Annotated in this window: 20 protein-coding genes; 18 read left to right on the top strand and 2 right to left on the bottom strand. The window is 43.3% G+C overall.

The features are described from left to right. Positions 1–29 precede the first annotated feature (29 nt). The 10 genes from GON05_RS09470 to GON05_RS39235 all read left to right on the top strand — a co-directional run bounded on the left by GON05_RS09470 (position 30) and on the right by GON05_RS39235 (position 11,024). On the top strand, positions 30–995 hold the full coding sequence (locus GON05_RS09470; protein ID WP_157318925.1) for an aldo/keto reductase: 966 nt from the start codon (positions 30–32) through the stop codon (positions 993–995). Between the two features lie 41 nt (positions 996–1,036). Next, positions 1,037–1,882: an amidohydrolase family protein gene (locus GON05_RS09465; protein WP_157318924.1), complete on the top strand. Its 846-nt coding sequence runs from the start codon at positions 1,037–1,039 to the stop codon at positions 1,880–1,882. A gap of 12 nt (positions 1,883–1,894) precedes the next feature. After that, positions 1,895–2,668 (top strand): SDR family NAD(P)-dependent oxidoreductase, encoded by a 774-nt coding sequence (locus GON05_RS09460; RefSeq protein WP_157318923.1) that lies wholly within the window; start codon positions 1,895–1,897, stop codon positions 2,666–2,668. 30 nt (positions 2,669–2,698) lie between these two features. Beyond that, the gene (locus tag GON05_RS09455; RefSeq protein WP_157318922.1) at positions 2,699–3,613 is read left to right on the top strand and encodes a fumarylacetoacetate hydrolase family protein; all 915 of its coding nucleotides are present in this window, start codon (positions 2,699–2,701) and stop codon (positions 3,611–3,613) included. A gap of 95 nt (positions 3,614–3,708) precedes the next feature. Next, positions 3,709–4,437, top strand: a complete 729-nt coding sequence (locus GON05_RS09450; RefSeq protein WP_157318921.1) for a (Fe-S)-binding protein — start codon at positions 3,709–3,711, stop codon at positions 4,435–4,437. Next, positions 4,434–5,951 carry a LutB/LldF family L-lactate oxidation iron-sulfur protein gene (locus GON05_RS09445; RefSeq protein WP_157318920.1) on the top strand — a complete coding sequence of 506 codons (1,518 nt, stop codon included), beginning with the start codon at positions 4,434–4,436 and terminating at the stop codon, positions 5,949–5,951. The genes GON05_RS09450 and GON05_RS09445 overlap by 4 nt, the downstream gene beginning before the upstream one ends. Continuing rightward, positions 5,944–6,669, top strand: a complete 726-nt coding sequence (locus tag GON05_RS09440) for a LutC/YkgG family protein (RefSeq protein WP_157318919.1) — start codon at positions 5,944–5,946, stop codon at positions 6,667–6,669. Before GON05_RS09445 ends, GON05_RS09440 begins: the two co-directional genes overlap by 8 nt. 195 nt (positions 6,670–6,864) lie before the next feature. Continuing rightward, the gene (locus GON05_RS09435; RefSeq protein ID WP_157318918.1) at positions 6,865–7,767 is read left to right on the top strand and encodes an ATP-grasp domain-containing protein; all 903 of its coding nucleotides are present in this window, start codon (positions 6,865–6,867) and stop codon (positions 7,765–7,767) included. A gap of 34 nt (positions 7,768–7,801) precedes the next feature. Then, positions 7,802–9,412 (top strand): RCC1 domain-containing protein, encoded by a 1,611-nt coding sequence (locus GON05_RS39890; RefSeq protein WP_157318917.1) that lies wholly within the window; start codon positions 7,802–7,804, stop codon positions 9,410–9,412. A gap of 253 nt (positions 9,413–9,665) precedes the next feature. Beyond that, positions 9,666–11,024 carry a fibronectin type III domain-containing protein gene (locus GON05_RS39235; RefSeq protein ID WP_246238942.1) on the top strand — a complete coding sequence of 453 codons (1,359 nt, stop codon included), beginning with the start codon at positions 9,666–9,668 and terminating at the stop codon, positions 11,022–11,024. A 440-nt stretch (positions 11,025–11,464) separates the two neighbouring features. Here GON05_RS39235 and GON05_RS09420 read toward each other — a convergent pair whose 3' ends face one another. After that, complete coding sequence (locus GON05_RS09420) at positions 11,465–12,550, bottom strand: fibronectin type III domain-containing protein (protein WP_157318916.1); 1,086 nt, start codon at positions 12,548–12,550, stop codon at positions 11,465–11,467. 326 nt (positions 12,551–12,876) lie between these two features. Here GON05_RS09420 and GON05_RS09415 point away from each other — a divergent pair, with 326 nt between their 5' ends. The 3 genes from GON05_RS09415 (at position 12,877) to GON05_RS09405 (ending at position 14,340) form a co-directional block, all read left to right on the top strand. After that, positions 12,877–13,626 (top strand): C1 family peptidase, encoded by a 750-nt coding sequence (locus GON05_RS09415; RefSeq protein ID WP_157318915.1) that lies wholly within the window; start codon positions 12,877–12,879, stop codon positions 13,624–13,626. A gap of 150 nt (positions 13,627–13,776) precedes the next feature. Continuing rightward, a complete protein-coding gene (locus GON05_RS09410; RefSeq protein ID WP_157318914.1) occupies positions 13,777–13,980 on the top strand; it encodes a hypothetical protein in 204 nt (67 codons plus the stop codon). A 3-nt stretch (positions 13,981–13,983) separates the two neighbouring features. Continuing rightward, positions 13,984–14,340: a 3-keto-alpha-glucoside-1,2-lyase-like domain-containing protein gene (locus GON05_RS09405; protein WP_157318913.1), complete on the top strand. Its 357-nt coding sequence runs from the start codon at positions 13,984–13,986 to the stop codon at positions 14,338–14,340. Positions 14,341–14,415: 75 nt separating this feature from the next. Here the strand turns inward: GON05_RS09405 and GON05_RS09400 are convergent, their stop codons facing one another. After that, positions 14,416–17,199 carry a glycoside hydrolase family 31 protein gene (locus GON05_RS09400; RefSeq protein ID WP_157318912.1) on the bottom strand — a complete coding sequence of 928 codons (2,784 nt, stop codon included), beginning with the start codon at positions 17,197–17,199 and terminating at the stop codon, positions 14,416–14,418. A 244-nt stretch (positions 17,200–17,443) separates the two neighbouring features. On the opposite strand from GON05_RS09400, the gene GON05_RS09395 reads away from it, so the two are divergent. The 5 genes from GON05_RS09395 (at position 17,444) to GON05_RS09375 (ending at position 24,392) form a co-directional block, all read left to right on the top strand. Further along, positions 17,444–18,397: an ABC transporter permease gene (locus GON05_RS09395; protein WP_157318911.1), complete on the top strand. Its 954-nt coding sequence runs from the start codon at positions 17,444–17,446 to the stop codon at positions 18,395–18,397. Positions 18,398–18,422: 25 nt separating this feature from the next. After that, complete coding sequence (locus tag GON05_RS09390) at positions 18,423–19,301, top strand: carbohydrate ABC transporter permease (RefSeq protein ID WP_157318910.1); 879 nt, start codon at positions 18,423–18,425, stop codon at positions 19,299–19,301. A 62-nt stretch (positions 19,302–19,363) separates the two neighbouring features. Beyond that, positions 19,364–20,992, top strand: a complete 1,629-nt coding sequence (locus tag GON05_RS09385; RefSeq protein WP_157318909.1) for a type 2 periplasmic-binding domain-containing protein — start codon at positions 19,364–19,366, stop codon at positions 20,990–20,992. 110 nt (positions 20,993–21,102) lie between these two features. Beyond that, the gene (locus GON05_RS09380; RefSeq protein WP_181646239.1) at positions 21,103–22,776 is read left to right on the top strand and encodes a sensor histidine kinase; all 1,674 of its coding nucleotides are present in this window, start codon (positions 21,103–21,105) and stop codon (positions 22,774–22,776) included. Positions 22,777–22,799: 23 nt separating this feature from the next. Beyond that, complete coding sequence (locus GON05_RS09375; RefSeq protein WP_181646238.1) at positions 22,800–24,392, top strand: response regulator transcription factor; 1,593 nt, start codon at positions 22,800–22,802, stop codon at positions 24,390–24,392. Positions 24,393–24,407: the final 15 nt, after the last annotated feature.

Raw genomic sequence — 24,407 nt, 5'->3', positions numbered from 1 at the left:
AGACAATATCAGAAAGCGAGGAACACGCCATGACGAACGCATTATTATCCAAAAGACCGCTTGGCAGTACGGGCCTACTCATTTCACCGCTATGTTTTGGAGCCGCTCCGCTGGGGGATATGCCGGAAACCTTTCAATACAGCACGTCGGAGGAACAAGCATTGGTGACGTTGCGCGCCGCCTTCGAAAGCCCGATTAACTTTCTGGATACGGCTGCGGCTTATGGCGAAGGCGAGAGTGAACGGCGAATCGGTAAGGCCATTCATGCAAATGGTGGTCTTCCTACAGGGTATGTGTTGGCCACCAAAGCCGACCGTGACCTTAAGACCGGCGACTTTAGCGGCGAACAGATGAAACGTTCCATCGAAGGAAGTCTCGAACGATTAGGACTTGATCGCCTGCAATATGTCTACATCCACGATCCAGAACATACCACCTTCGAGAATGTGATGGGATCCGGCGGACCGCTAGAAGTACTGCAAAAGTTTCAAGAGCAGGGGGTCATCGATCACATCGGCATATCCGGCGGACCGATCGATATGCTCATTCGTTATGTCGAAACGGGAGCGTTTAGTGCGGTTGAAACCCACAATCGATATACGCTGCTCAATCGGGCTGCCGAACCGTTGCTTGATGTCGCGAGCCGTATGGGCGTTGCGGTTATTAACGCTGCTCCTTATGGCAGCGGCATATTGGCGAAAGGTCCGGAAGCATACGCTCGTTATGCCTATAGTGAAGCCCCACCAGTCTTATTGGAGAGAGCGCGTATGTTCGCCAAGGTTTGCTTGGAATACGATGTTCCGCTTGCTGCTGCCGCACTGCAATTTTCGCTTCGTGACCCGCGAATCGCGAGTACGGTCGTCGGCATGAGTAAACCGGAACGGATCGCTCAAACGCTGGAACTCGCGAATTACCCGATTGCCCCTGAGCTATGGCCGGCGCTCGATGCCTTTGGCTATGATATGGAAGATCCTGAAGAAAATCGTTTTGCTTAGAGTACCGAATGAGATAAGTTCAAGCAAAGGAGCTTTCGCCCATGATCATAGACGCCCATCAGCATTTCTGGAATTTGGAAAAGGTTGCGTACCCTTGGCTGGATCCGTCTTTCGGATCGATATGCCGCACCATTGAAGCGGATGAATTGGAACCGCTGATTCGCAAGGCTGGCATTAACAAAACGGTCATCGTACAAGCTATGAATTCCTATGAGGATACCGATTATATGTTAAAGGTAGCCGCCGAAAGAGAATGGGTAGGCGCGGTTGTTGGGTGGGTACCCTTGAATATTCCGGGAGTGGCGGATAAAAAGCTGCAGGAATACGCCGCCAATCCTTACTTCAAAGGGGTTCGTCATCTGATTCACGAAGAGAAGGATCCCGATTGGGTCATCCGCGATTCGGTGATAGAGGGACTCAAGATTCTCTCTTCCTTTGGCTTGACCTTCGATATCGTGGGCGAGTTCCCGAATCATTTGAAACATGTCCCTTATTTGGCTGAGAAAATACCGGATCTTAGAATGGTCATAGACCACTTCGCCAAACCACCGATCAAGGAAAAGCAAATGGGAGCATGGGCGGAACAATTTGCTGCTGCGGCTCAGTACCCGAATGTGTACGCAAAGGTATCCGGATTGAATACGGCAGCGGATTGGCATACTTGGAGCTCAGAGGATTTGAGACCCTATATCGACTATGCGTTAACGCATTTTGGGGCGGATCGACTCATGTTTGGAAGCGATTGGCCAGTAGCTAACTTGGCGGGGGACTTTGAGAAAGTCTGGGAGCAAACCAATCAGGCAATTTCCGATTATTCGGAACATGAAAGAGCTGCCATATTAGGCGGAACAGCGACAAAATTTTATGGCATTCAAGCTGAATCATAGAGGAGTGGAAGTATGCGATTACAAGATAAGATCGTTTTGATCACAGGAGCTGGATCAGGTATCGGGAAAAGCACGGCATTGCTTTTTGCACAAGAAGGCGCGACAGTTATCGTGAATGACTTGGATGAAACCAAGGGCAGAGAAACCGTGAGCGAAATTAAGGACAATGGTGGCGAAGCGTTATTTCTCCACGCGGATGTAACAAATCCTGAGCACGTCAAAACGATGGTGGAAACGGCTATTGCTGAGTTTGGCCGCATCGATGTTCTGTTTAACAATGCTGGAATCAGTGGCGTCGGAGCCGTACATGAAATTGAGCCGGAAGCTTGGGACCGGATTATGAGCATTAACGTAAAAGGCGTGTTCCTGCCCTCGAAATATGTATTGCCTTACATGATGGAGCGTAAAACAGGATCCATTATCAACATGTCGTCGTGCGTAGCGGAAATTGGACTTGCGCGCAGAGTATCTTATGCTGCAACGAAGGGAGCCGTTCTCGCTTTAACCAAATCGATGCAGGTTGATTATGCAGCCTACAACATCCGGGTGAATGCCCTTCTGCCGGGTACGATTTTTACACCGTTCGTAGAGAACTATTTGAAGACTTCCTATGACGATCCTACAGCTGCCATCGAATCCCTAAAACAGCGCCAACTCAGCGGAGAACTGGGCAAGTCAGAGGATGTTGCTAAAGCGGCATTGTTCCTGGCATCGGATGATTCCAAGTTTATGATGGGTTCTCCGCTCTACATTGACGGTGGTGTTGTTTTCGGTAAGAACGCCTAACATTAGCTAGCTAGAGGAGAATATGTACGAATGAAACTACTGACATTTAACGACAACGGGCAATTTAAGCTTGGTATTAAAACGGATAAAGGCATTTTGGATGTCGCCGCAGCAATTGAAGGAATGACTTTGAACCAAACGATTGGCTTGCCGACGACGCTGCATGCTGTCATAGAAGGCGGAACGGCGGCTGTTGCGCAGCTGCAGCGTCTTGTGAACATTGTGCTTGAAGCAGGCTCAGAGGGAGAAGTCTATTTGGTGGATGAGACTCATATCCAATATGGACCCTCTGTGACGAACCCAAGCAAAATCATTTGTGTAGGGCTTAACTATCGCAAGCATGCTGAAGAAACCAATGCGCAGATTCCGGAGTATCCGATTCTTTTTAATAAATTTTCGAACACGTTAACTGGACATGGGGCTGAAGTTCCACTGCCGGAGAAAGTATCGTCGCAGGTTGATTACGAAGCGGAGCTTGTGATTGTAATCGGGAAAAAAGCGAAATATGTGGAGAAGGAGCATGCGTTAGATCACGTATTCGGCTATTGCAATGTGAACGACTTGTCCGCGCGAGATTTGCAAATGAGAACGCAACAATGGCTGCTTGGTAAATCATGCGATGGCTTCAGCCCATTAGGACCCTTCCTTGTTACTGCAGATGAAGTAGGAGATCCGAACAATCTGGACATTCGCTGTATCGTCAATGGCGAGGTTAGACAGCATTCCCATACATCCGATATGATTTTTCATTGCGACGAGATTGTGAGCTACATTTCTCAACACATGACCTTGCTTCCAGGTGATATTATCCTTACAGGAACGCCTGCCGGCGTTGTGCTCGGCTATCCGAAGGTGAAGCAGATCTATTTAAAACCGGGAGATGTTGTAACCATTGAGATTGAGAAATTGGGTTCGTTAACAAATACGATGGTTGCTGAGAAATAGAATAAATAGTAAGAACCTCGATCGTTGAGGTTCTTTTACTTTACATATCTGACAATCTGATAAAGATATAGGTCATAAAGATGAGAGGGTGCACCATGAAAGTATCATTATTTATTACTTGTCTGAGCGATGCGATTTATCCCCGAGTAGGAGAAGCGATGGTGCGGCTTTTAGCCAAATATGGGGTTCAGTTGGAGTTTCCAAGCGTTCAAACTTGCTGCGGTCAACCCGCTTATAACAGCGGATATTGGGATGAAGCACGGACAACGGCCAAAACAATTCTCAAAGCGTTTGAAGATAGCGATTTTGTTATCTCTCCCTCGGGTTCATGCACCTACATGATTCATCACTATTCGAATCTCTTTCAAGATGATCCTGTTCTTTTGGGAAAAGCGATAGAGCTTCAGAGAAAAACTTACGAGTTTACTCAATTCCTTGTGCAGGTGTTAGGGGTCACGGATCTGGGGGCGGTGTTTCCTCATAAAGTCACCTATCATCCATCCTGCCACGGAAGCAGGCTTCTTGGTGTCAAAGATGAGCCGTTGGAATTACTGAAAAACGTCCAAGGTTTACAATTTGTTCCGCTTCCTTTTGCTGAAGATTGCTGCGGGTTCGGCGGGACTTTTGCTGTCAAGATGGCAGACATTTCAGGAGCTATGGTCTCTGAGAAAGTAAATCATGTGAAAGAAACAGAAGCGGAAGTTCTCGTCGGTCTCGACATGGCCTGCTTAATGAATATCGCCGGCAACCTGCGCTATCGGAACGAACCTGTCAAGGTGATGCACTTGGCAGAGCTGCTGCATGAAGGAGTGAATCGAGCTTGAGTACGACTAATTCTGCTGCGTCAAGCGTGAAAGAACGTGCGGATCTGGCGCTTAACGATGAGTTTTTGCGCAATGCTGTGCGCTTCACAACAGAGCGGCTGCGTGGAGGTAAGAAGAAAGCTGCTGAAGAACACGGCAATTGGGATATGTGGAGAGAGAGAGGTCGACAAATCAGGCTCCATACGATTGCTCATCTGGATTATTATTTGAATTTGTTTGCGGATAACGCTCGTGCTAATGGTGTTCATGTCCATTTCGCTGATACATCGGCTGATGCGGTGAAAATTGCGCTGGCGATTGCGGAACGTAAATCTGCAAAGTCGGTTGTAAAATCAAAATCCATGGTAACCGAGGAGCTTCATCTAAATCACGCGCTTGAATCTATCGGGATAGAAGCTATCGAGTCGGATCTAGGAGAGTATATCATTCAACTCGCGGGAGAAACGCCTTCCCACATTATCATTCCGGCCATTCATAAGAACAGATATCAAATTGCCGAGTTGCTCTCCAAAGAAGCCGGAGAGACGCTGCCGCCGGATACTTCGATCCTAGCAGGTTTTGTTCGTAAGAAGCTGAGAGAGAAGTTTCTTGAAACCGACATCGGGATGACAGGCTGCAACTTCGCGATTGCCGAGACCGGATCCATGGTGCTGTTCGAGAATGAAGGCAACGCCCGGATGGTAACAACGGTTCCTAAGACGCAAATTACGCTTATGGGTATGGAGCGCATTATTCCTTCCTGGACCGATTTGGAAGTCATGGCAACACTTCTGCCGCGTTCGGCGACAGGTCAGAAGCTGACGGTGTACATGTCAGGAATTACGGGTCCGCGAAGAGAACAGGATGCCGATGGACCTGAGGAAATGCATATTATTATTGTCGATAACGGACGTTCTTTGCAGCTGGGAGATCCCGAATTTCAAGAATTGCTGAATTGCATCCGCTGCGGCGCTTGCTTGAACGCTTGTCCGGTGTACCGGCATATCGGGGGACATGCATACGGGGGCACATACAGCGGCCCGATCGGCGCCGTATTGACTCCTGCATTGAAGAAAAATGTGGCCGAGTGGGACGATATTGCGAATGCCTCCAGTTTATGCGGGGCTTGCTACGAAGCGTGCCCCGTCAAAATCCCTCTGCACGATATGCTTGTTTCTTTACGGCGCCGTAAAGTGGATAGCGGACATGGCAACAAGCTTGAAGCGGTTGGCATGAAAGGCTTCTCGGTGGTTATGAGCAACTCCGGCCGTTTCAAAAGTTTGTTGAAGCTCGGCAAGATCGGCCAGAAACTTGTCGTTCGCAGCGGAGAGATCCGTACGAAGCTGGGTCCGCTCAAAGGCTGGAACTCGTATCGGGTAACACCAAGCTTGCCTAAGCAATCGTTCCGTGAGGGGTGGGGGACATTGGAGGCGGAATTGCGCCAAGGGCTGAAGGAGCTGGATCCGCAAGTGCGTCAACGAATGGAAGCCATTGTCAAGGAAAGAAAAGCCGGAGGAGGGCATGAACATGGCTGATACGCATCAGGAATGGTTAGATCAGCTTGAAGCGGAGTCACGTGCGAAACAGAAATCATTTATAAATGGCATCGCTAGCAAGCTTGGTAGAGCACAGGTGACTGAGAAACCGGCTCAGCCTTACCGAGGGGCGCCTGATTTCTGGCAAGCATTCGAGTGGCCTCTTGATGAGAGGATTGAGAGATTCACAGAAAATTTCCAGGCTGCTGGCGGAAATGTGGCTCGTTTATCTTCCATGGAAGATGTTAAACAATTCATAGTGAATAAAGCCCAGGCAATGAGTGCTAAATATATCATTCGGCAAAACCAATCGGAGCTTGATGCTCTTGATTTGGAAGGCGTGCTAAAAGAGACTAGCGTATTGGTTTGGAACCGTGAGCCGGAGACTCACTGGAAAGCCCGCGCCGCTGAAGCTGATTTTGGTATTGTGATGGCGGATTACGCTACTGCGTATACAGGCTCCATAACAGTCCTGTCATCTCGGGACAAAGGAAGATCGGTTAGTTTGCTCCCAACAGTATTGATGGCCATTATTCCGGTAGATAGACTGAAAACACGTTTAGGCGAAACATTAGTTCATTTCGATCGTGCAGGAAGTGGGAACCTGCCTGCGGGTATTCATTTCATCTCTGGACCAAGCCGCTCGGCTGATATCGAGAATGATTTGACCATTGGGGTTCACGGACCCGGTATTGTGTATGCTTTGATTGTGGGGTAAATAGGGCCGGGACTCCGTTGGGGTTCCGGTTTTTGATTTTTTATTATGGTTTTGTTATTAAACGAACTGGGAGGATAGTCTTATCTGATTCACGAATATGTAAAACATATAGGGTGTTTGCGAACTATGCAAATATAACGTTAGTTGAAACTTCTGCGAGTACAAGATTATATCCAACATGGGGGTCGAATCTGTATGCTTCTTATTTTTTGCTCAGATCCAATGAATAAAAATGCAGTTGACTTTGATTATGAGAAGGAATTCTCTATAGCTAAATCTCTTGGATTTTCTATCCTGTTAATGAGTCTTGAAGAATTATTGGATGGCAATGCTGACAAGTCTCTAAGTAAAATTAATGCAGTTGAATCCCATGAATCAGCTCTATATAGAGGCTGGATGATGAAGCCCAAGAACTATGAAGACTTATACAACGGATTACAAAAGAAGAATATATTTCTCGTTAACAATCCTGATGAATATATGAATGGTCACTGGTTTCCCAATTCCTATGAAAAGATTAAAGACTTAACTCCTTATAGCAATTGGATTCATATTGAAAACCTAAAGAATGATTTCGATCAAATCTATAGGAATCTGTCTGAGTTTGGGAGCAAACCGATTATCATAAAGGACTATGTGAAATCCAGAAAGCACGAATGGAACGAATCTTTTTTCATACCGAATGCTTCGGATGGAAATCATGCAACAAAAGTCATTAAGAATTTCATTGATCGTCAAGGTGAACACATAAATGAAGGCATAGTGCTTAGAGAGTTCGTGAATCTTGAAAAAATATCTATCCATTCCAAGAGTCAAATACCGCTCTCAAAGGAATATAGATTGTTTTATTACCAAAAACAATTTCTATTTCAATTCGATTATTGGGAAGATATTCATTACGATGATGAGAAACCTGATTTAACAATTTTCAATCATCTTGCTCAGAAGATTGAAAGTAATTTTTTTACGATGGACATCGGAAAAACCGAGTCTGGAGACTGGATTGTAATTGAAATTGGGGATGGGCAAGTATCTGGCTTGCCAATTGATTCAGATATTCTGGGATTTTATACATCGATGAAAGAGCTTAAGGGTTGATTCAAGTAGGGCAGAAATCATAGGAGGAAGAATTGTGGTTCAGGTTAATAAAATAATAGCAAAATTATCTACTGTTTCTTTTTCCGTTATTATTTTTGCAAGTTGCTTTCTAACAGATATAACCTATGCAGAAACAGATAAAGGCGATATACGCCAGATATCCTCTGGTGATTGTTATAATCTAGCGTTACTTAAGGATGGAACGGTTTGGGCTTGGGGTGATAATACATATGGACAGTTAGCAGATGGCACAACCGGTAACGGTCAATTTTCAATAAACTATCGAGCGAAACCACAGAGGATTTCAGAATTAACAGATGTCACTTCTATCTCGGCAGGGACCAACTTTGCAATTGTTGTAAAAAAAGATGGAACCGTTTGGTCATGGGGACATGGTCACACAGGACAATTGGGCAATCAAGAGAACATGGAATTATCTCCAATAGACCTGCAAGCCAGGTGGTTAAAATATGATGAAACCAAACCGGTACAGGTGAAAAATGTAAACGATGTTGTCGCTGTTTCTGCAGGAGCATCTCATGTTCTCGCCTTAAAAAAGGATGGAACGGTCTGGGCATGGGGAAGTAATATGGTTGGACAGATTGGAAGTGGGGATTCTCTTACAATCCATTCGACCGCAGTTCAGGTGAGTGGTCTAAGTGATGTCATTCAAGTTGCAGCAGGTATAAATCACAGCCTAGCACTTAAAAAAGATGGAACGGTGTGGGCATGGGGGCTGAATGAAGATGGTTCCCTTGGGACAGGTGGAAGAGATAAAGGAAGTTATCTTCCTGTACAAGTTAAAATAAAGAGCAAGGTTAAAGAAATTATGACTCTTGGAAGAGGTTCAAGCGCTGCTATAACCGAGGAGGGATCTGTCTTTCAATGGGGGCCAGATATATTTAAATTGAATGGTCAGAACCAATCTTTTATTCATTCTATTCCGGAACTAGTACCCACTCTCTCTGACGTAAAGACGATACTGCTTTCCTCTCAGATGAACTACGCGGATCATTCTATAATCATTTTGAAGGAAGATGGATCCATTTGGGGGCTTGGAAAGAATAATCTAGGTCAAATCGGCAATGGCACTTACAAGGATGTGTCGGAATTAACGCTTAATTCTAAAATCAATTCCATAATTCAAATTAGTGGAAACCGTTATTATTATGACGGCACACAAACGGTAGCATTAGATAATAATGGTAACGCTTGGGCTTGGGGGTTTAATCAGGTGGGGCAAGTAGGCCCAGGGGGATGGAGTTTTGATGAACCCATTAAAGTGGGCATACCCTCAATTATTAAAGTGAGGTTGAATGGTGAGATATTATCTTTTCAACAATATCCAGACATAATTAATGGAACCACTATGGTACCGCTTCGAAAAATATATGAGTCGCTCGGAGCAAACATCCGATGGGAGGGCACTACACAGACTATTTCAGCAACAAGAGGAAATGTAACGGTGAAGCTTTCGGTCGATTCAGAAACGGCATTTATCAACGATGAAAAAGTGCTCCTAGATCAAGCTCCATTAATTAAAAATGACTCAACACTTGTTCCATTGCGTTTTGTCACTGAATCTTTCGGCGGACAAGTTATATGGGATGAGAATAACAAGCTTATTGATTTAAAGATACCTTGATTCGTGGCAAGGGTGCATGGGTTAGATTTAGTTAAAGTCCACAGTCTACACTTTTGAGAGATTACTCTTAGAAGCATTCGAGGTTTCTTACATATTTTCAACTAGTAAGATTAAGTCGATTGTATTATGTGGGTTGAGGGTCTTTGGGAAAATAAAGACACAGAAACTATGAACGAAATACCATTTTTTTCATAGACAATTTATTATATTAATTATATAATTTCCATCGACTGTAAAATAGGGGGAGAATTTCTTGAGAAAAATCGCAAAATTGTTTTCTTTTATGGTAATTTTGGCTTCTCTTAGTTTTTTAATGGTAACTCAAGTTTTTGCAACAGGTTTATTTTCTGAAAATCAAATTCCTAAGATGACCTCAAAAACACTGCCATCTGGAATTGTATCTGCCAGTTCTGAAAATGCGATTACTCCGGCATGGTTGGCATTTGATGGGAACTCTACTTATGATGGCGACGGTTATGGTGGATGGGGCACTCCGCAGAAAACTGGCTGGCTTGCTTATGAATTTCCAAATCCAAAGGTAATTAATAAATACGTGATGTCTCATTCTAATCAATGGCGTGAAACACTTCCCAAAAGCTGGACCTTTGAAGGTTGGAACGGAACTGCGTGGAACGTGTTAGATTCCAGGTCCAATATAACTGATTGGGTATCATATACAGTTAAGGAATTTACTTTTAATAACACAAATAGTTATTCTAAGTATAGAATTAATGTTACAGAAAATAATGGGTCAGTTGCAAATACTAATAATTTAATAATAGTTGAATTACAAATGATGGAAGGTACACAAAGCACGCCAATAACCTTAACAGCAACTGGTGGTGACGCTAAAGTTGACCTTTCATGGAACGTAGTTGCTGGCGCTACAAACTACACCGTCAAACGTTCTGAAGTGTCGGGTGGCCCTTACACAACAATTGCAACAGCTATTAATGGAACAAGCTATACGGATACAACGGTGACGAATGGTAAGCAGTATTATTATGTTATTACTGCGGTTAATACAGGAAATGAAATTGGAATCTCAAATGATGCCACTGCTACACCACATGGAACGGTTACATTGCCAATAACCCTTACCTTAACGGCAACTGGTGGTGACGCTAAAGTTGATCTTTCATGGAACGTAATTGCTGGCACTACAAACTACAACGTCAAGCGTTCTGAAGTGTCGGGCGGTCCTTATACAACAATAGCAACAGGTGTTAATGGAACGAGCTATACGGATACCACAGTGACGAACGGTAAGCAGTATTATTATGTTGTTACTACGGTTAATACAGGAAATGAAACTGGAATATCAAACGAAGCCAGTGCAACACCACAAGGAACGGTTACGCAGCCACCTGCTGAAACTTCGGGCAGGGCGATTCTGACTATTATTATGGATACTGGTTTAGAAAAAGAGTTCGACCTGTCTATGACAGAAGTAAACAGCTTCATTGCTTGGTACGAAGCAAAAGCAGCAGGTACCGGCACGGCAATATACGCGATCGATAAACACAATAATAATAAAGGCCCATTCACTTCACGAAAGGATTATGTTGTATATGGGAAAATCCTTTCCTTTGAAGTAAATCAATATGAATAATATGTATCATGATTTAAATTAAGAGAACCAAGGAAGTTCAATAGATACTGTGGCAGCTGGTCAGATGACTTGCTGCCTTTTTCTTTAAAGTAAACAGGCGGGTTATTTCCAAGTCGTGTTAAAATTAAACGATAACTAATTGAAAATACCGAGAGTTTGAATATACTGCCAATGTTTTCGGAACACATCAAGAATCAGACAGAATGCAGTTTGTTGAGCAATCAACCTATTGAGCAGCTGCCTTAGTTAACCAATATGCTCGATCCGCAGGCGCTGGAGCCATTCATGCTGTGGTTAGCCTCGATGCCAGCACATTGCTGGCTAAACAGAAGATATTTCGTTTCTCCCATCACTAGGTGGGGGGCTGTTTGACTTTTACATCTAATTAAACATTACGTTATTTGTAAAATAAAAAGCACCTTTGCAGGTGCTTTAGTGACTTAATTACTATCGTACTCGTTAACTTCGAATGTCAGGATTTTATCGAACAAAATGTAATCTTTGCGAGCTTTAAATGGACCTTTGTTGTTGTTATGCTTGTCGATTGCGAATGTAATTGAACCTGTTCCTGTCGCCCTAGCATTATACCAATTGATAAACACATCCACTTCTGTTTTTGACAGATCGTATTCTTTTTCAACTCCATTTAAGAGCGTGATAACTAGAATTGCTCTACCTGATTGTGCTAGTGCTTGTGGTGTCGCTGATGTTTCATTTGAATTTCCACTCTCGCCACTTGAATTAACTGCAGTTATAACGTAATAATATGTTGTCCCATTAGTTACACTTGTATCGGTATATGATGCTACGGCAACATTTGTTGCAATAGTTGTATATGGACCACCTGCATTAATAGAACGTTTAACATTGTAACTCGAAGCGCCTGAAGTAACAGACCAGTTGAGATCAACTTTTGTATCCCCACCTACTGCTGTAAGACTGATTGGTGACTCTGGCGTTTGAATTGATGTTTCATACATTTGAAACTCATTTAAATCAATATTCACTGTATTATTATCTCCACTTGTGTTTTGCGAGATAAAAATTCTGTATTTGATGTATTGATCAGTATTTGTGATTGAAAAAGCCTGCAATTGGTACAGTTTTCCAACCCAATAACTTCCGTTATATCCACTTTTCGTGTCCAATGTTACCCATGATGTACCATCATATGCTTCGAATCTCCACGATTGTGGACAAAGCGCTGTACTTAGTCCACATGCTATTGCATATGAGGTGACAGTTTTTTTAGTAGGAAACTCGTATGCAAGCCAGGCATTCTGGTATTCAGTTGTTCCCCAATCAGCATTAACTTCTGTCTTCCCATCAAATGCGTTATAAGGTTGATAATATGGCGAATTATAGAAACTACTTTGAGTAATAATCCCTGAAGGCGACGTGCTACTTGTCATAACAGGAATGATATTCGGTGTGCTTTGTGCTGCTGCGATTACACTAAACATTTGAACAAATACGAGAGATAGAATCAAAAATGAAGATATCAATTTCAGTTTATACTTTCTCATTTTTCCACCTTTTCTAAATGTATGTTTTTACAATATTTTTGTAGAATATCCCATTTGTAACATTTTGTCTAAACAAATATTGGAAATCAATAGATGCTGAGCCTGCAGCGAGCAAAAGGTACCGGTCTTCTTTTTATCGAAAGGAAGGAAAATATATATAATATTGGAACAACTGGCCAACTATCATTCCTCATATAAACATAAGTTTAAGAGCCCTAGATCCCAACTCTAGCGGCTCTTATTTTTTATAACCATCTCCTTATACGCCGTTGCTAGCTTGCTAGATTCTCATATATTGATAGCAAAGGCCATAAGGAGATGAGCGTATGACTCAACGTAAATACACATTAAAACAAGACTTAGAAGATGTGCGGGATTTCATATTCCGCTCCCTTCACATGGATGCTGCCATGCTCCCAGAAAGTGTCGATTTACGAAAATTCACCTCACCTGTGGTGGATCAAGGCTCGCTAGGCAGCTGCACGGCCAATGCAATTGCTTCCGGGCTGCGGGAATATTATGAAGTGAAAGCCGGGCAGCCTTTAACACGGTTAAGCCGTTTATACCTGTATTGGCATGAGCGCTCGATGGAGGGCACCATTTCTTCCGATGCAGGCGCGTATATTCGCGATGGCATGAAGGTTCTGCAGACGATTGGATGCGCGCCAGAAGCTGATTTCCCTTATGATGTTTCCAAATTTGCGGAAACGCCTTCCGTCAAAGCCGAAGCGGACGCCAAAGCTTTCAAAATCAGTGAGTATCATCGCGTGACCTCATTTACCGCTCTGCAATCCGCACTAGCTAGCGAATATCCGGTCGTGCTAGGCATTTCCGTGTACGACAGCTTTGAATCCGCTGATGTCGCGCGCACAGGGATGGTTCCGCTCCCCAAACATGGCGAAGCGTTGCTTGGTGGACATGCTGTTCTCGCTGTGGGTTATAAAAAAATAAATGGAACGGTCTATATCATTGTCAGAAATTCATGGGGAACAGGCTGGGGCGATCAAGGTTATTTCTATTTACCAAAATCGTTTTTTGATAAAGGCTACGTTTCCGATATGTGGACAGGCAAATAGTGGAGCAAATGTTCACTTAAAGAGAGTGAGCGGCGGCAACTTCCGGAGATGCTTTGAGACGCAGATATGCCGCTCAATCATCTCCGGAATTGTCGATACACAGTCACGGGTAAAAATGCAGCAAGTACCGGCTATTAATTGTATTTTGATGTGATTAAACTGGTCAATACAACGACAACACCGCCTCCTACACCGGCTTTCAGTGATAATTTTGAATCCGGCACAGCAAGTGGCTGGACGACGACAGGTGGAAAATGGGCTGTGGATACAGATGGGTCCAAAGTGTATCAACAAAGCAACTCGGCGGCGTCAGATACCCATGCACTGAATGGCAATGCAGCTTGGACGAATTAGACGTTGAATGCCAAGGTGAAAGTAGATGCCTTTGATCCCGGAGGTTATGCAGGTGTAGGGATTGATGCGCGCTATCAAGACGCGAATAACAGTTATAACTTTCAGTATTACAAGCTCACCGGTGAACTGAAAATCCAGAAAAAGGTCGCGGGCGTGTTCACAACGTTAGCCACCAAAAACTATGCGTTCCCGACAGGGACGTGGACCAACATGAAGGCCGTCCTGAATGGCGCGAACCTCGATTTCTGGGTGAACGGCAATTTGGAATTATCGGCAACAGATACTAGCTTCAGCTCAGGTAAAATAGGGCTGAACGCACATCGTGCGAATGCGAAATTCGATGATGTGACTGTGCAGTAGGGGATTGCAGGATGTGACCGGGACCCCGAAGGGGTTCCGGTTTGTTGATTCTCTTTATGAAGATAATAGCCTTGATTAAAAGTCCGCGGTTAATATAATTTCGCGAGTTGTCCCTTTTTCAAATGTAATGGTTGATGGGCGATAAGTCATTCCCGAATCATGAATAATGAGATTAAAATCTATCGTTGGACATTCGTCCAACATGCCATGATGCTCCGTTGTAAGGGTAACGATAACTTGATCCTTTTCTTTGCGGCAACTCAAACGAATTAAGTCATAAGCTCCATGCTTATAATGCAAACTCACTCCATCATCATGATAAAGGTTGAAGCTTGTTTCCGTTTCCGATGGATAAAGTTGAATGTCATAGCGGTCACCCCGATAATCGGATGTGTTATTGATTTGTTTGATATATGGAATGATGGCACCTTTCCGAACGAATATTGGAATAATTTCTCGAATTGCCTCGTAGCAAATGGTTTGTTTCCCTTGATAAACGTCATCTGTCCAATAATCGATCCATTCCCCTTCAGGCAAATAAACATCGCGAACCGCGGTGTACAGTTCATGACCGCTCTCCTCATAGATTGGAGCAACTAGGAAATTCGATCCTAAAAAGTACTGATAATCTGCTTTGTAAGCCTCAGGATCCCAAGGGTATTCCAGCATCATTGCTCTCATCATAGGAATACCGGTTTGCACGGTCTCATAAGACAAGCTGTACAAATAAGGCAGTAAGCGATAGCGAAGCTTAATCGAATCTCGGACGATATCTGTTGCCATTTCGCTGTATGCCCATGGATTCGATCTAGGTCCATGAGCTCTGGATAGAGGTGACCACAGTCCCCATTGGAATGAGCGGAGTAAGTATTCTTCCGTCATCCCCGGACATTCACCGAAGCCGCCCATATCATGTGACCAAAAAGGAATACCCATGAGTCCAGCACCTTGTCCGGCTTTAATTAAGACGCGTGTCCCCTCGAAATCACCGTTCTGATCTCCGCCCCATGAGCATGGATATTTACCGCTGCCGACAAATCCTGTTCTTTCCCACACAACAGGGCGAACGTTAGGGCGTTCACGAAGCATTGATTCGTAAATGGATTTTGCAAAATAGACCGGATACAGGTTGTGAAACTCACTGCCGCTATGTCCTGTGGCATCATAAATGGTTGCAGGAACTTCTCCGCCGTCTCCACCATCAATTTTTAATGCGTCAACACCAATCTCAAGCAGTGGACGTAATTGTTGACGCCACCAATCAACGGCAAGCGGCTGGGAGAAATCAAGCAGGCCTGCGCCGAAGCCCTTCCACCACACGATGGGATAGAAGGCACCGTCCTTATCTACGCAGAAGAAAGATTCCCGAACGCCTTCTTCGAACTTGCCACAGGATTGATTAACAAAGGGTGTAGTCCAGAGCATAAGCTTGATGTCATTTTCTTTAAGGAAATCCATAAAGAGAGCAGGATCAGGGAAGTTTTGCTTATCCCATTGCAGATCACACATATCATTCTGCCATGCGGGGTCAATACAATATACGTCGATGGGTATGTCATTTTGTTTAAACTTTTGAATCGCATTAATCGAGAGTTCTGTCGTATCTATACCTGTTTTGGACTGCATATACCCGAAAGTCCAACGAGGGATCATCTTGGACCTGCCTGTAATGGCTGTGTAACTCGATACAATTTGTTTCGGATCGGGTCCGTACAAGAAGAAATAATCAAGTTTGCCGCCCATAGCCCAAGCAATGGCTTGATTCGGGACAAGCTTCCCCATGTCAAAAATAGAATGGTAGGAATTATTCATGTAAAGACCGTAACCACGTGTACTGATGTAGTAAGGGACAGGAATATCACAGGTGATCCAGTCGTGATTCACCCAAATGTCTTCACGCTGACCACGCTTATCCATGGTTGGTGTCGCATTTTTTCCTAATCCAAAGATATGCTCGTCAGGGGCTAAATCAATCGCGGCTCCTACGATTTGACCATTAATTAAACCAGATGAACCCTGGCGGAATACGACTCGGTTCTCTGCATCTTGAACGGTCAGAGCAAATGGTTTGGATGTGACGCGAATAGTCAGTTTTTGAAAGGGAATGATGTAGTCCCCGTAACGTTCCTCAATTTCTCCCCATTCTTCCTCCTGCAGATGCTGATCCAGTTCATCGAGACACAGTTCATCAATGAGCGGCCTTTGAGAGGGATCTGTTGGTTGATTTAGCGTGAAGCGGAACACACCTTGGCTCCATGCTTGAAGTACACCATGGCTGCCGGAATTGAAGTCAATCACAATTAGGCTGTCTTCACGTCGAATTCCTGTTACATGCCCGAGCCCATCCTTCGCTACGAGCCGAAGGGTGCTAGGTAGCTCGTGAAGCATACTAATAAAACCTTCAGGCGTATGAAGCTCCATCCCTCTGCCTTTGATCCAAGTTTGCAGCTGTACACTGTCCGTAACAACGGCAAGCAAGGAGTGGCTACTGCTCTCCAAAAGCATACGGCTCGGCACGACGAATGTGCACTCTGAGCCATAATTGTTGGACTTTCCAATCTCAATGCCATTTAAGTAGATCGAAACCTTACGAAGATTCGCGAATAAGCCGAAATCCAGACTTACATGTTGAACGCTAGTGAGAGACTGTTTATCTATATCTGAAAGTGTAAAACGAGCATAAAACCAGTTTGCCTCATTTAGCTCTTGTGCTTCGCTCGTCAACGATGCGCCTGAATCCAAATCGATTTTTTTGACACTGCGAATGTTGGATGTAATGATCTTTTCTAGCACGGAGAGTTTATTCTGTACATCCCTCGATAACCCGGAAAGCCATTCTAACTTTATTGCTGTGTGCATGGGAAGCCTCTTTTCTGTACATTGATCTTTTTACTATATTTTCAAATCAAAGATGTGTCTCCTGACGATTCTGACTCATATAAGGACGATTTTTACCTGCGTCTCTTAATGAGTTCTTTTCGACTTTGTACGATTTGCACTAGGTAAAAATCGTCTGTAAAGAGGTCAGAATCGTAAGCAGACAGTTATCGACGCTGAAATTATAGTAGTCATACAGACAACAAATAGTACTGGAGTGGACGATATGGAGCTTACAACAGCAATCAAGCACGAGAAGAGAAGGACTGCCAAAACCAATTCGCTATGGCGTCAATATTGGAACTATAAGTATATGTTTATCATGCTGCTACCCGTTCTTGCCTACTATGCAATCTTTCATTATGGACCAATGTACGGGGTATTAATTGCGTTTCAGGATTATCATGTGCTGGAGGGAGTTACAGGAAGCCCTTGGGTGGGGTTTGCTAATTTTAAAGATTTGTTTACAGGGGAATATTTTCCGCTTGTCCTACGAAACACACTGCTGATTAACTTCTATAAGTTAGTACTCGGATTTCCTGCACCGATCTTACTTGCCATCCTAATTAACGAAGTCAAGCATGGTGCCTATAAAAAATTCGTACAAACGATTAGTTATGTTCCTCATTTTCTATCTTGGGTCGTACTTTCTGGCTTGTTAATTGAAATTCTGTCTCCCAGTCGTGGACCGATTAACATTTTACTAAATGACCTTGGGCTTCAGCCAATCTTCTTCATTACTGAACCAAGCTGGTTCCGTAGTATTCTCGTTGGTTCTGATATTTGGCGCAATATCGGGTTCTCGACCATTATCTACTTGGCCGCGATTGCCGGAATTAACCCTGAGGTTTACGAGGCAGCTGAAGTAGATGGAATCAATCGTCTCGGACGCATTTGGTACATTACAATTCCTTCGATGTTCCCGGTAATCATCATTATGTTGATTTTATCAAGCGGTTCAATTATTAATGATGATTTCGAGCAAGTATTTAATCTGTTGAACGCGAAAGTGCTCGATGTGGGTGATGTCATTTCGACGTATACCTATAGTGAAGGTTTGGCCCGAATGAATTTTAGTTACGCTGCAGCTGTTGGTTTATTTAAAAATGTCGTTGCGTTGGTACTCGTTCTGAGCGCTAATTTTATTGCGAAAAAAATTGCCGACGAGTCGATCATTTAACTGTTTCGAAAAGGAGAGAACTGCTTTGAAAATCAAACAATCGATGACAGATCGCGTTTTTATTACTACTGTTTATGTACTGCTTGGACTGTTATGTCTGTCGTTCATTATCCCCATTCTGCAGGTGATAACAAATTCACTTAGCCCGCCGGATGTCATCAATAGCTATGGCTTTCATCTCATTCCGACTAGATTTGACTTAAGTGGCTACAAAACCGTACTCCAAGATGACCGCATCTGGCAGGCTTACGGACATACGATTATTCGGACATTGCTGGGGACTTCGATCACTGTGCTGCTGACCTTTTTGGGCGCATATCCGCTTTCCAAAGCGAATTTGCCGAATCGCAAGCTGTGGACGAGTCTAATTGTCGTCACCATGTTCTTTTCAGGTGGTATGATTCCTTCTTATCTGCTCGTGAAAAATTTAGGCATGATGAACAGCATGTGGGCACTGGTACTTCCTGCCGCTATTAGCACGTACATGCTGCTCGTTACAAGGAGCTTTTTAGCGGGACTTCCAGAAAGCTTGGAAGAGTCAGCCAAAATTGACGGCGCGAATGACATTGTTATCTTGTTTCGAATTATACTTCCGCTATCTTTACCGATCATTGCAACTGTCGCCTTGTACTCTGCAGTTAGCAATTGGAACGCATGGTTCGATGCCATGATTTATATCCAGGATCAGAAGAAGCAAGTGCTTCAAATCATTTTGCGTAATATTTTGCTCGTAGGAACTGACTCCATGTTGGAGCAAGCGTCTTCAGGCAACAAATTAACAGTGAGTGCTGAGAATCTGAAAATGGCAACGTTGATGGTGTCTATTCTTCCGATCTTAGTTGTCTATCCATTTTTGCAGAAGTACTTTATCAAAGGTGCTTTGATCGGATCGATCAAAGGATAGTGATTGGTTAGTCCCCTATGAATAGGGATAACATATGCTAGAATGATGATGGAGGGGTAACATTGATAAAGAAATGGAAAAAGGCATCAACGGTTGCACTTGGTTTAACACTAAGCGCTAGCTTGGTTGCTTGTGGCAGTAATGACAGCGGAGATAAGACGGCTGCAAGCGCATCGCCATCGGCAGCTCCTGCTAAGCAAGAACCGGTTAAAATTGATTGGTTGGGATACGATTCGAATGCTCAGGTAGAGAATCCGGATACAAATCCAGTCGTAAAACTTGTACAGGATAAGTTCAATGTAAAATTTAACCTTTGGTATGCAGACGCTCAAAAATGGGACGAAACGCTCAATATGCGCTTTGCCGCTGGTGAAATGCCAGACTTTATGAAGATCTCTAACATTCAAACACTGCCAAAGTTGATTACTCAAAATGTAGCGGCACCGATTGACGAAGCACTTGTTCGTAAAGTGGCCCCTAATTATGCGAAATATATTGATTCTGTCAATAAAAATGCTTGGGATTTCGGAAAGGTAAACGGTAAATTGTATGCCCTTCCAGGTACAAATCCGCGTTCCATGTATCCAACGGTTATCGTTTGGCGCCAGGACTGGTTGAGCAAGGTAGGGATTACCAAAACGCCTGAGACGCTGACTGAGGTTGAAGACGCGTTAACGAAGTTCCGCAACAATGATCCAGACGGCAATGGGAAAAAAGACACTTACGGTATGTCAGACTTTGCTATTCCGATCATAATGGGGGCATTCGGTCGTCCAGCATTTGATGATGTGAAAGCAGCCGCAAAGGAGCCTGCTCGTGCCTTAATGCCGATGCTGAAAGATGGCAAAGTCGTAACCGCTGCAACACAACCAGAGATGAGAGAAGCACTTGATGTGTTAAGCAAGTGGTACAAAGCGGGACTTATTGATCCTGAATTCATAACTTCAGAGAATACAACGGGCTATTGGGCTGACTCGCAAGCATTTTACAATAACAAAATCGGTTTGACTGGCAAGGGGATGTTCTATCACTGGCGTAATGTGCTTGAGCCGAATAATCCAGCCGATACCTTGGGCGGTCAATACGTTAACTTCAACAAATCGCAGCCTAACGGAACAATTGCATTCGGGAAAGCTCCGACTGGCCCGAAGGGAGCATCTGGAGCTCCACAATGGGCAACCTACGCGAACTCTTACATCTTTACGACCAAAGGAGCGAAAGATCCGAAAGTTGTAGAAGCAACATTGAAAATGATTGATGCGACGTTCACTGATTATGATTATTTCCTCACGGTAACACAAGGGATTAAAGATCAGGATTGGAAGTTGAATGGTGAGCAATTTGTTAACATGGACAAAGATCCGGCTAAGAACGTGAACGCGAAGGGTTGGAACGTATTTAACCCTACAAACGGTGGTTTTTCACAGAAAAGAGACAAATTCTTGTTTGATTTTGCTGAGAAAAACGTAAAAACGAAAGGCTATGAGCCGCTAGCTCTTCCAGCGACAAATGCTTTTGCAAAGTCAAGCAATGCGCTTGCGAAATCTACGATTGAAGCTTATTTCAAAATCATTACTGGCGAGCTTCCAATTGATGCCTTTGACGAGTATGTGAAAAAATATTATGCTAACGGTGGTACAGAAGTTGAGAAAGAATGGACAGAAGCATACAATCAAATGCTTGGTAAATAATAGGTGATAACGGGGAGGGGACAACCTCCCCTTTTCTCTATGGAAAGTTAAGAGATGGAGGAAGTAAATTGAGATATTTTCAAGCTATGACATTTTACAAGAGGCTTCAGATGTCTCTATTATTGCTTGTTCTCCTCCCTGTTGCTGGAAGTGCAATTTTCACCTATTATCTCATTCAAGCAAACGTAAATCAGAGTATGCAAGAAAGAAATAGCGCTTACCTTAATCTGGTCTCTCAAGAAATTAGTAAAACACTGGATGTTATCGATATCTCTTCTCGCTACTTGGCTCAAGATACAGCTACGTTAAGCCGCATGAGAACTTTGAAGGATACGACGGCCATCCGAACCTATGATGAGTTTGAAAGTGCTGAGGAAATCAAATTATCCTTTCAATACTTTGGTGAAAAGAATTTAACCAATCATATTCAATTTTTTATTGAGAATCCCAAGGGACTTATCATCCATAACCAAAAGACTGTTGAAGATTACAATCGGCTATTAAAGGATTTGCCTGTCATTCAAAGCCGAATCCAGATGCATACCTACATAACTTTACAAACACTGGGTACCTCTTATACGTATCCCTTGCAGGAGGATTTGTCATATGCCTTATATTTTGGTCGTGTGATTCAGGATCCATGGAATACGGAGGACTTGGGCGTTATTTATGTAACTCTTTCAAATTCTTATTTCAAGAATCTATTTACACAACAGCATTTAGGAACTATGGTTTTATACGATTCTGCTGGACAGTACGTGGCTGGAGATATGAATATCCCTTATTATCGTCATGAAAAGAGAAATGAGACATTGCGAAGTGAGGTTAATCTTCCAATTAATGATTGGAAACTCATTTATGAAACATCGAGAGCACCAATTGCCGGTGATGTAAAAGGGATCTATCTGCTTGCTAGTACGGTAGTCGTTCTGTTTATTGTACTGTTCGGATGGCTCTCCTTTTTAATCGCCAAAAGATTGCATCGTCCAATTCGAAAACTGGAACTTACAGCTGAACAATTCGGAGAAGGACATACAGAAATTCGTTTTCCAGACCAAGGGCAGGATGAAATCGCCCGATTGGGCCGAACCTTAAATATTATGCTTGAGAATATTAAAGAACTCATGGAAAAAAATAAGCAAGAACACGAACAGAATCGAATTCTTGAGCTGCAGGCTCTAGCTTCTCAGATTAGGCCGCATTTTTTATTGAACACCTTAAATTCGATTAAAATTAGCTTGAGTATGGCTAAAGACTCCTTCCATAGTGGCAAAATACACTCCTTAACGAGGTTATTGCGTAATTATCTACATACGGGCGAGAATGCTACACTGCAACAGGAGTGTAAGCTGCTAGAGGATTACGTGGAAATTATGAAAATGCGTAATCAAATGCAATTGGTTTTCATTGTAACATTATCAGACGAAGCGAAATTGCTTGAAATGCCGAAGCTGCTGCTACAGCCACTCATTGAGAATGCCATAGTGCATGGATTTTCAGAACGGAAAGCGGATGCGCAGTTGGAAGTTATCGGCGAGATTATCGACAAATGCTTGTGCATTACAGTAAGAAATAATGGCGTTAGCATGGCTCCAGAACGGTTGACATGGATGAATCAGTTGTTAACAGCGGGTGAGGGAGAACTAGAGGACAATGGGAAGCGGGTTGGCTTAACCAATATTGCTCAGAGACTTAAGCTAACCTATGGGTCAGAAGCTACGATTCAACTACAGAATCATCGGACTGGCGGTATAGATGTTTTTATGAAAATTCCTATTGTATGACAAGTGTGAGGAGAGACAATGACATGTATCAAGTCATGACAATTGATGATGATGTATTGATGCTTCAGTACTTGCGAGGCATGATAAATTGGGAAGAACTGAATCTACAAATTGTTTATGAAACCTACTCCAGTATCATTGCCTTGGAGCAATTCCGTAAATTGCTTCCAGATATCGTTATTACGGATATAGGATTGCCTCAAATGGATGGCTTGGAGCTAACCGCTCAATTACGTTCAATTAAACCTGATGTTGTTATTATTTTTCTGACTTGTCATGAGGAATTTAATTATGCCAAACAAGCGTTTCAACTTGAAGCCTTAGACTATCTCATTAAAGTAGAACTTACGGAAGAACAACTGCAGGCAAGTATACAGAAGGCGATTCGATTGCTGCAGACTCAGAAAACGCACCAGGAAGAACAGCCTTATCGGGAAGATATGCGCCGGAATCGCGAGATACTCGAAGTTACTTTTATAAATCGTTTCATGAAAGAAGGCCCGTCCAAAGATTTACTGGAGTATGGGGCCCGACTAGGTGTTAGTTGGAAGCATCATGATTTTATCGTAGGTATGATTGCGCCTTTTTATTCATCTTATTCCCCAAGATATATGTATCGAGATTCATTAGCCTCCTACGGCATATATAATATTGCTGATGAGTTGAAAGGTTCGTTCGAAGGAATGACTGTATTTTCAACGGAGTATGGTGTCATATTGGTTTATAATTTTAAAAATAGTTTGCATACCCATCCTATGGATACATTCCGTAGCTATGCGATGGAAGTGATAGACAAAGGCAAGGAATACCTCAAAATTCGCCTGAGTTTGCAGTATATACAGAAGAAGCATGAGCTATCTGGATTAGCTTCAGCTTTGCACCTACTGAAAGAAAGAAAGTGGGATGGATTTTACACATCTGTTGTCATAACAGAGATTCAAGATGGACCTAAACCTTGGTTAAGTGAGCCAAGTACACGATTGCTGAGTCAGATGGAAGTGTACGCATCTTCCTTTTATGAGCAACTGGTAGAAGAGCAGGAGGAGCTTCTCTCCGTTCTTGGCCTTATAGCGGGAGAAACTAAACTAGCTCCTACCCTATTTATAAAACTTATACAGACAACTTTACGATCAATTGAGATGCGCAAAGGTGGTTTGGGGGCAGATTCGGAAGCATTTTACGAATGTTTGCCGTATGTTCTGAAAGTGGATGATCTACTTAAACTCGTATCGCAATACCTGCAACGCCTAACAGATCATGAGGATTTGAAAGACAATGCGATTCAACACGATTTTAAACTAAAGGCAATAAACCAGTATTTGCAAGAGCGTCTTTCGGTGAATGTAACAACTGTCGATATGGCTGAATATTTGCATCTAAATGCAAGTTATTTTTCAAGATATTTCAAGAAAGTTACGGGCACGACTTTTACGGATTTCGTTCATCGACACAAGATTGATAATGCAATTAAAATGTTGGAGCGACCCGAAGCGACGATTGAAGGGGCTGCTTCGGCTCTGGGATTTTCCGATCGAAATTACTTCTCCAAAATCTTCAAACGATATATGGGTATGACACCCGGCGATTACATGCAGAAACGAACTAAGTCCAGATAAAGCGGTAAAAATCGT

It is taken from the genome of Paenibacillus anseongensis, assembly GCF_009757995.1.
Lineage (GTDB): Bacteria > Bacillota > Bacilli > Paenibacillales > NBRC-103111 > Paenibacillus_E > Paenibacillus_E chondroitinus.
This window is presented reverse-complemented; position numbering and strand designations above follow the sequence as displayed.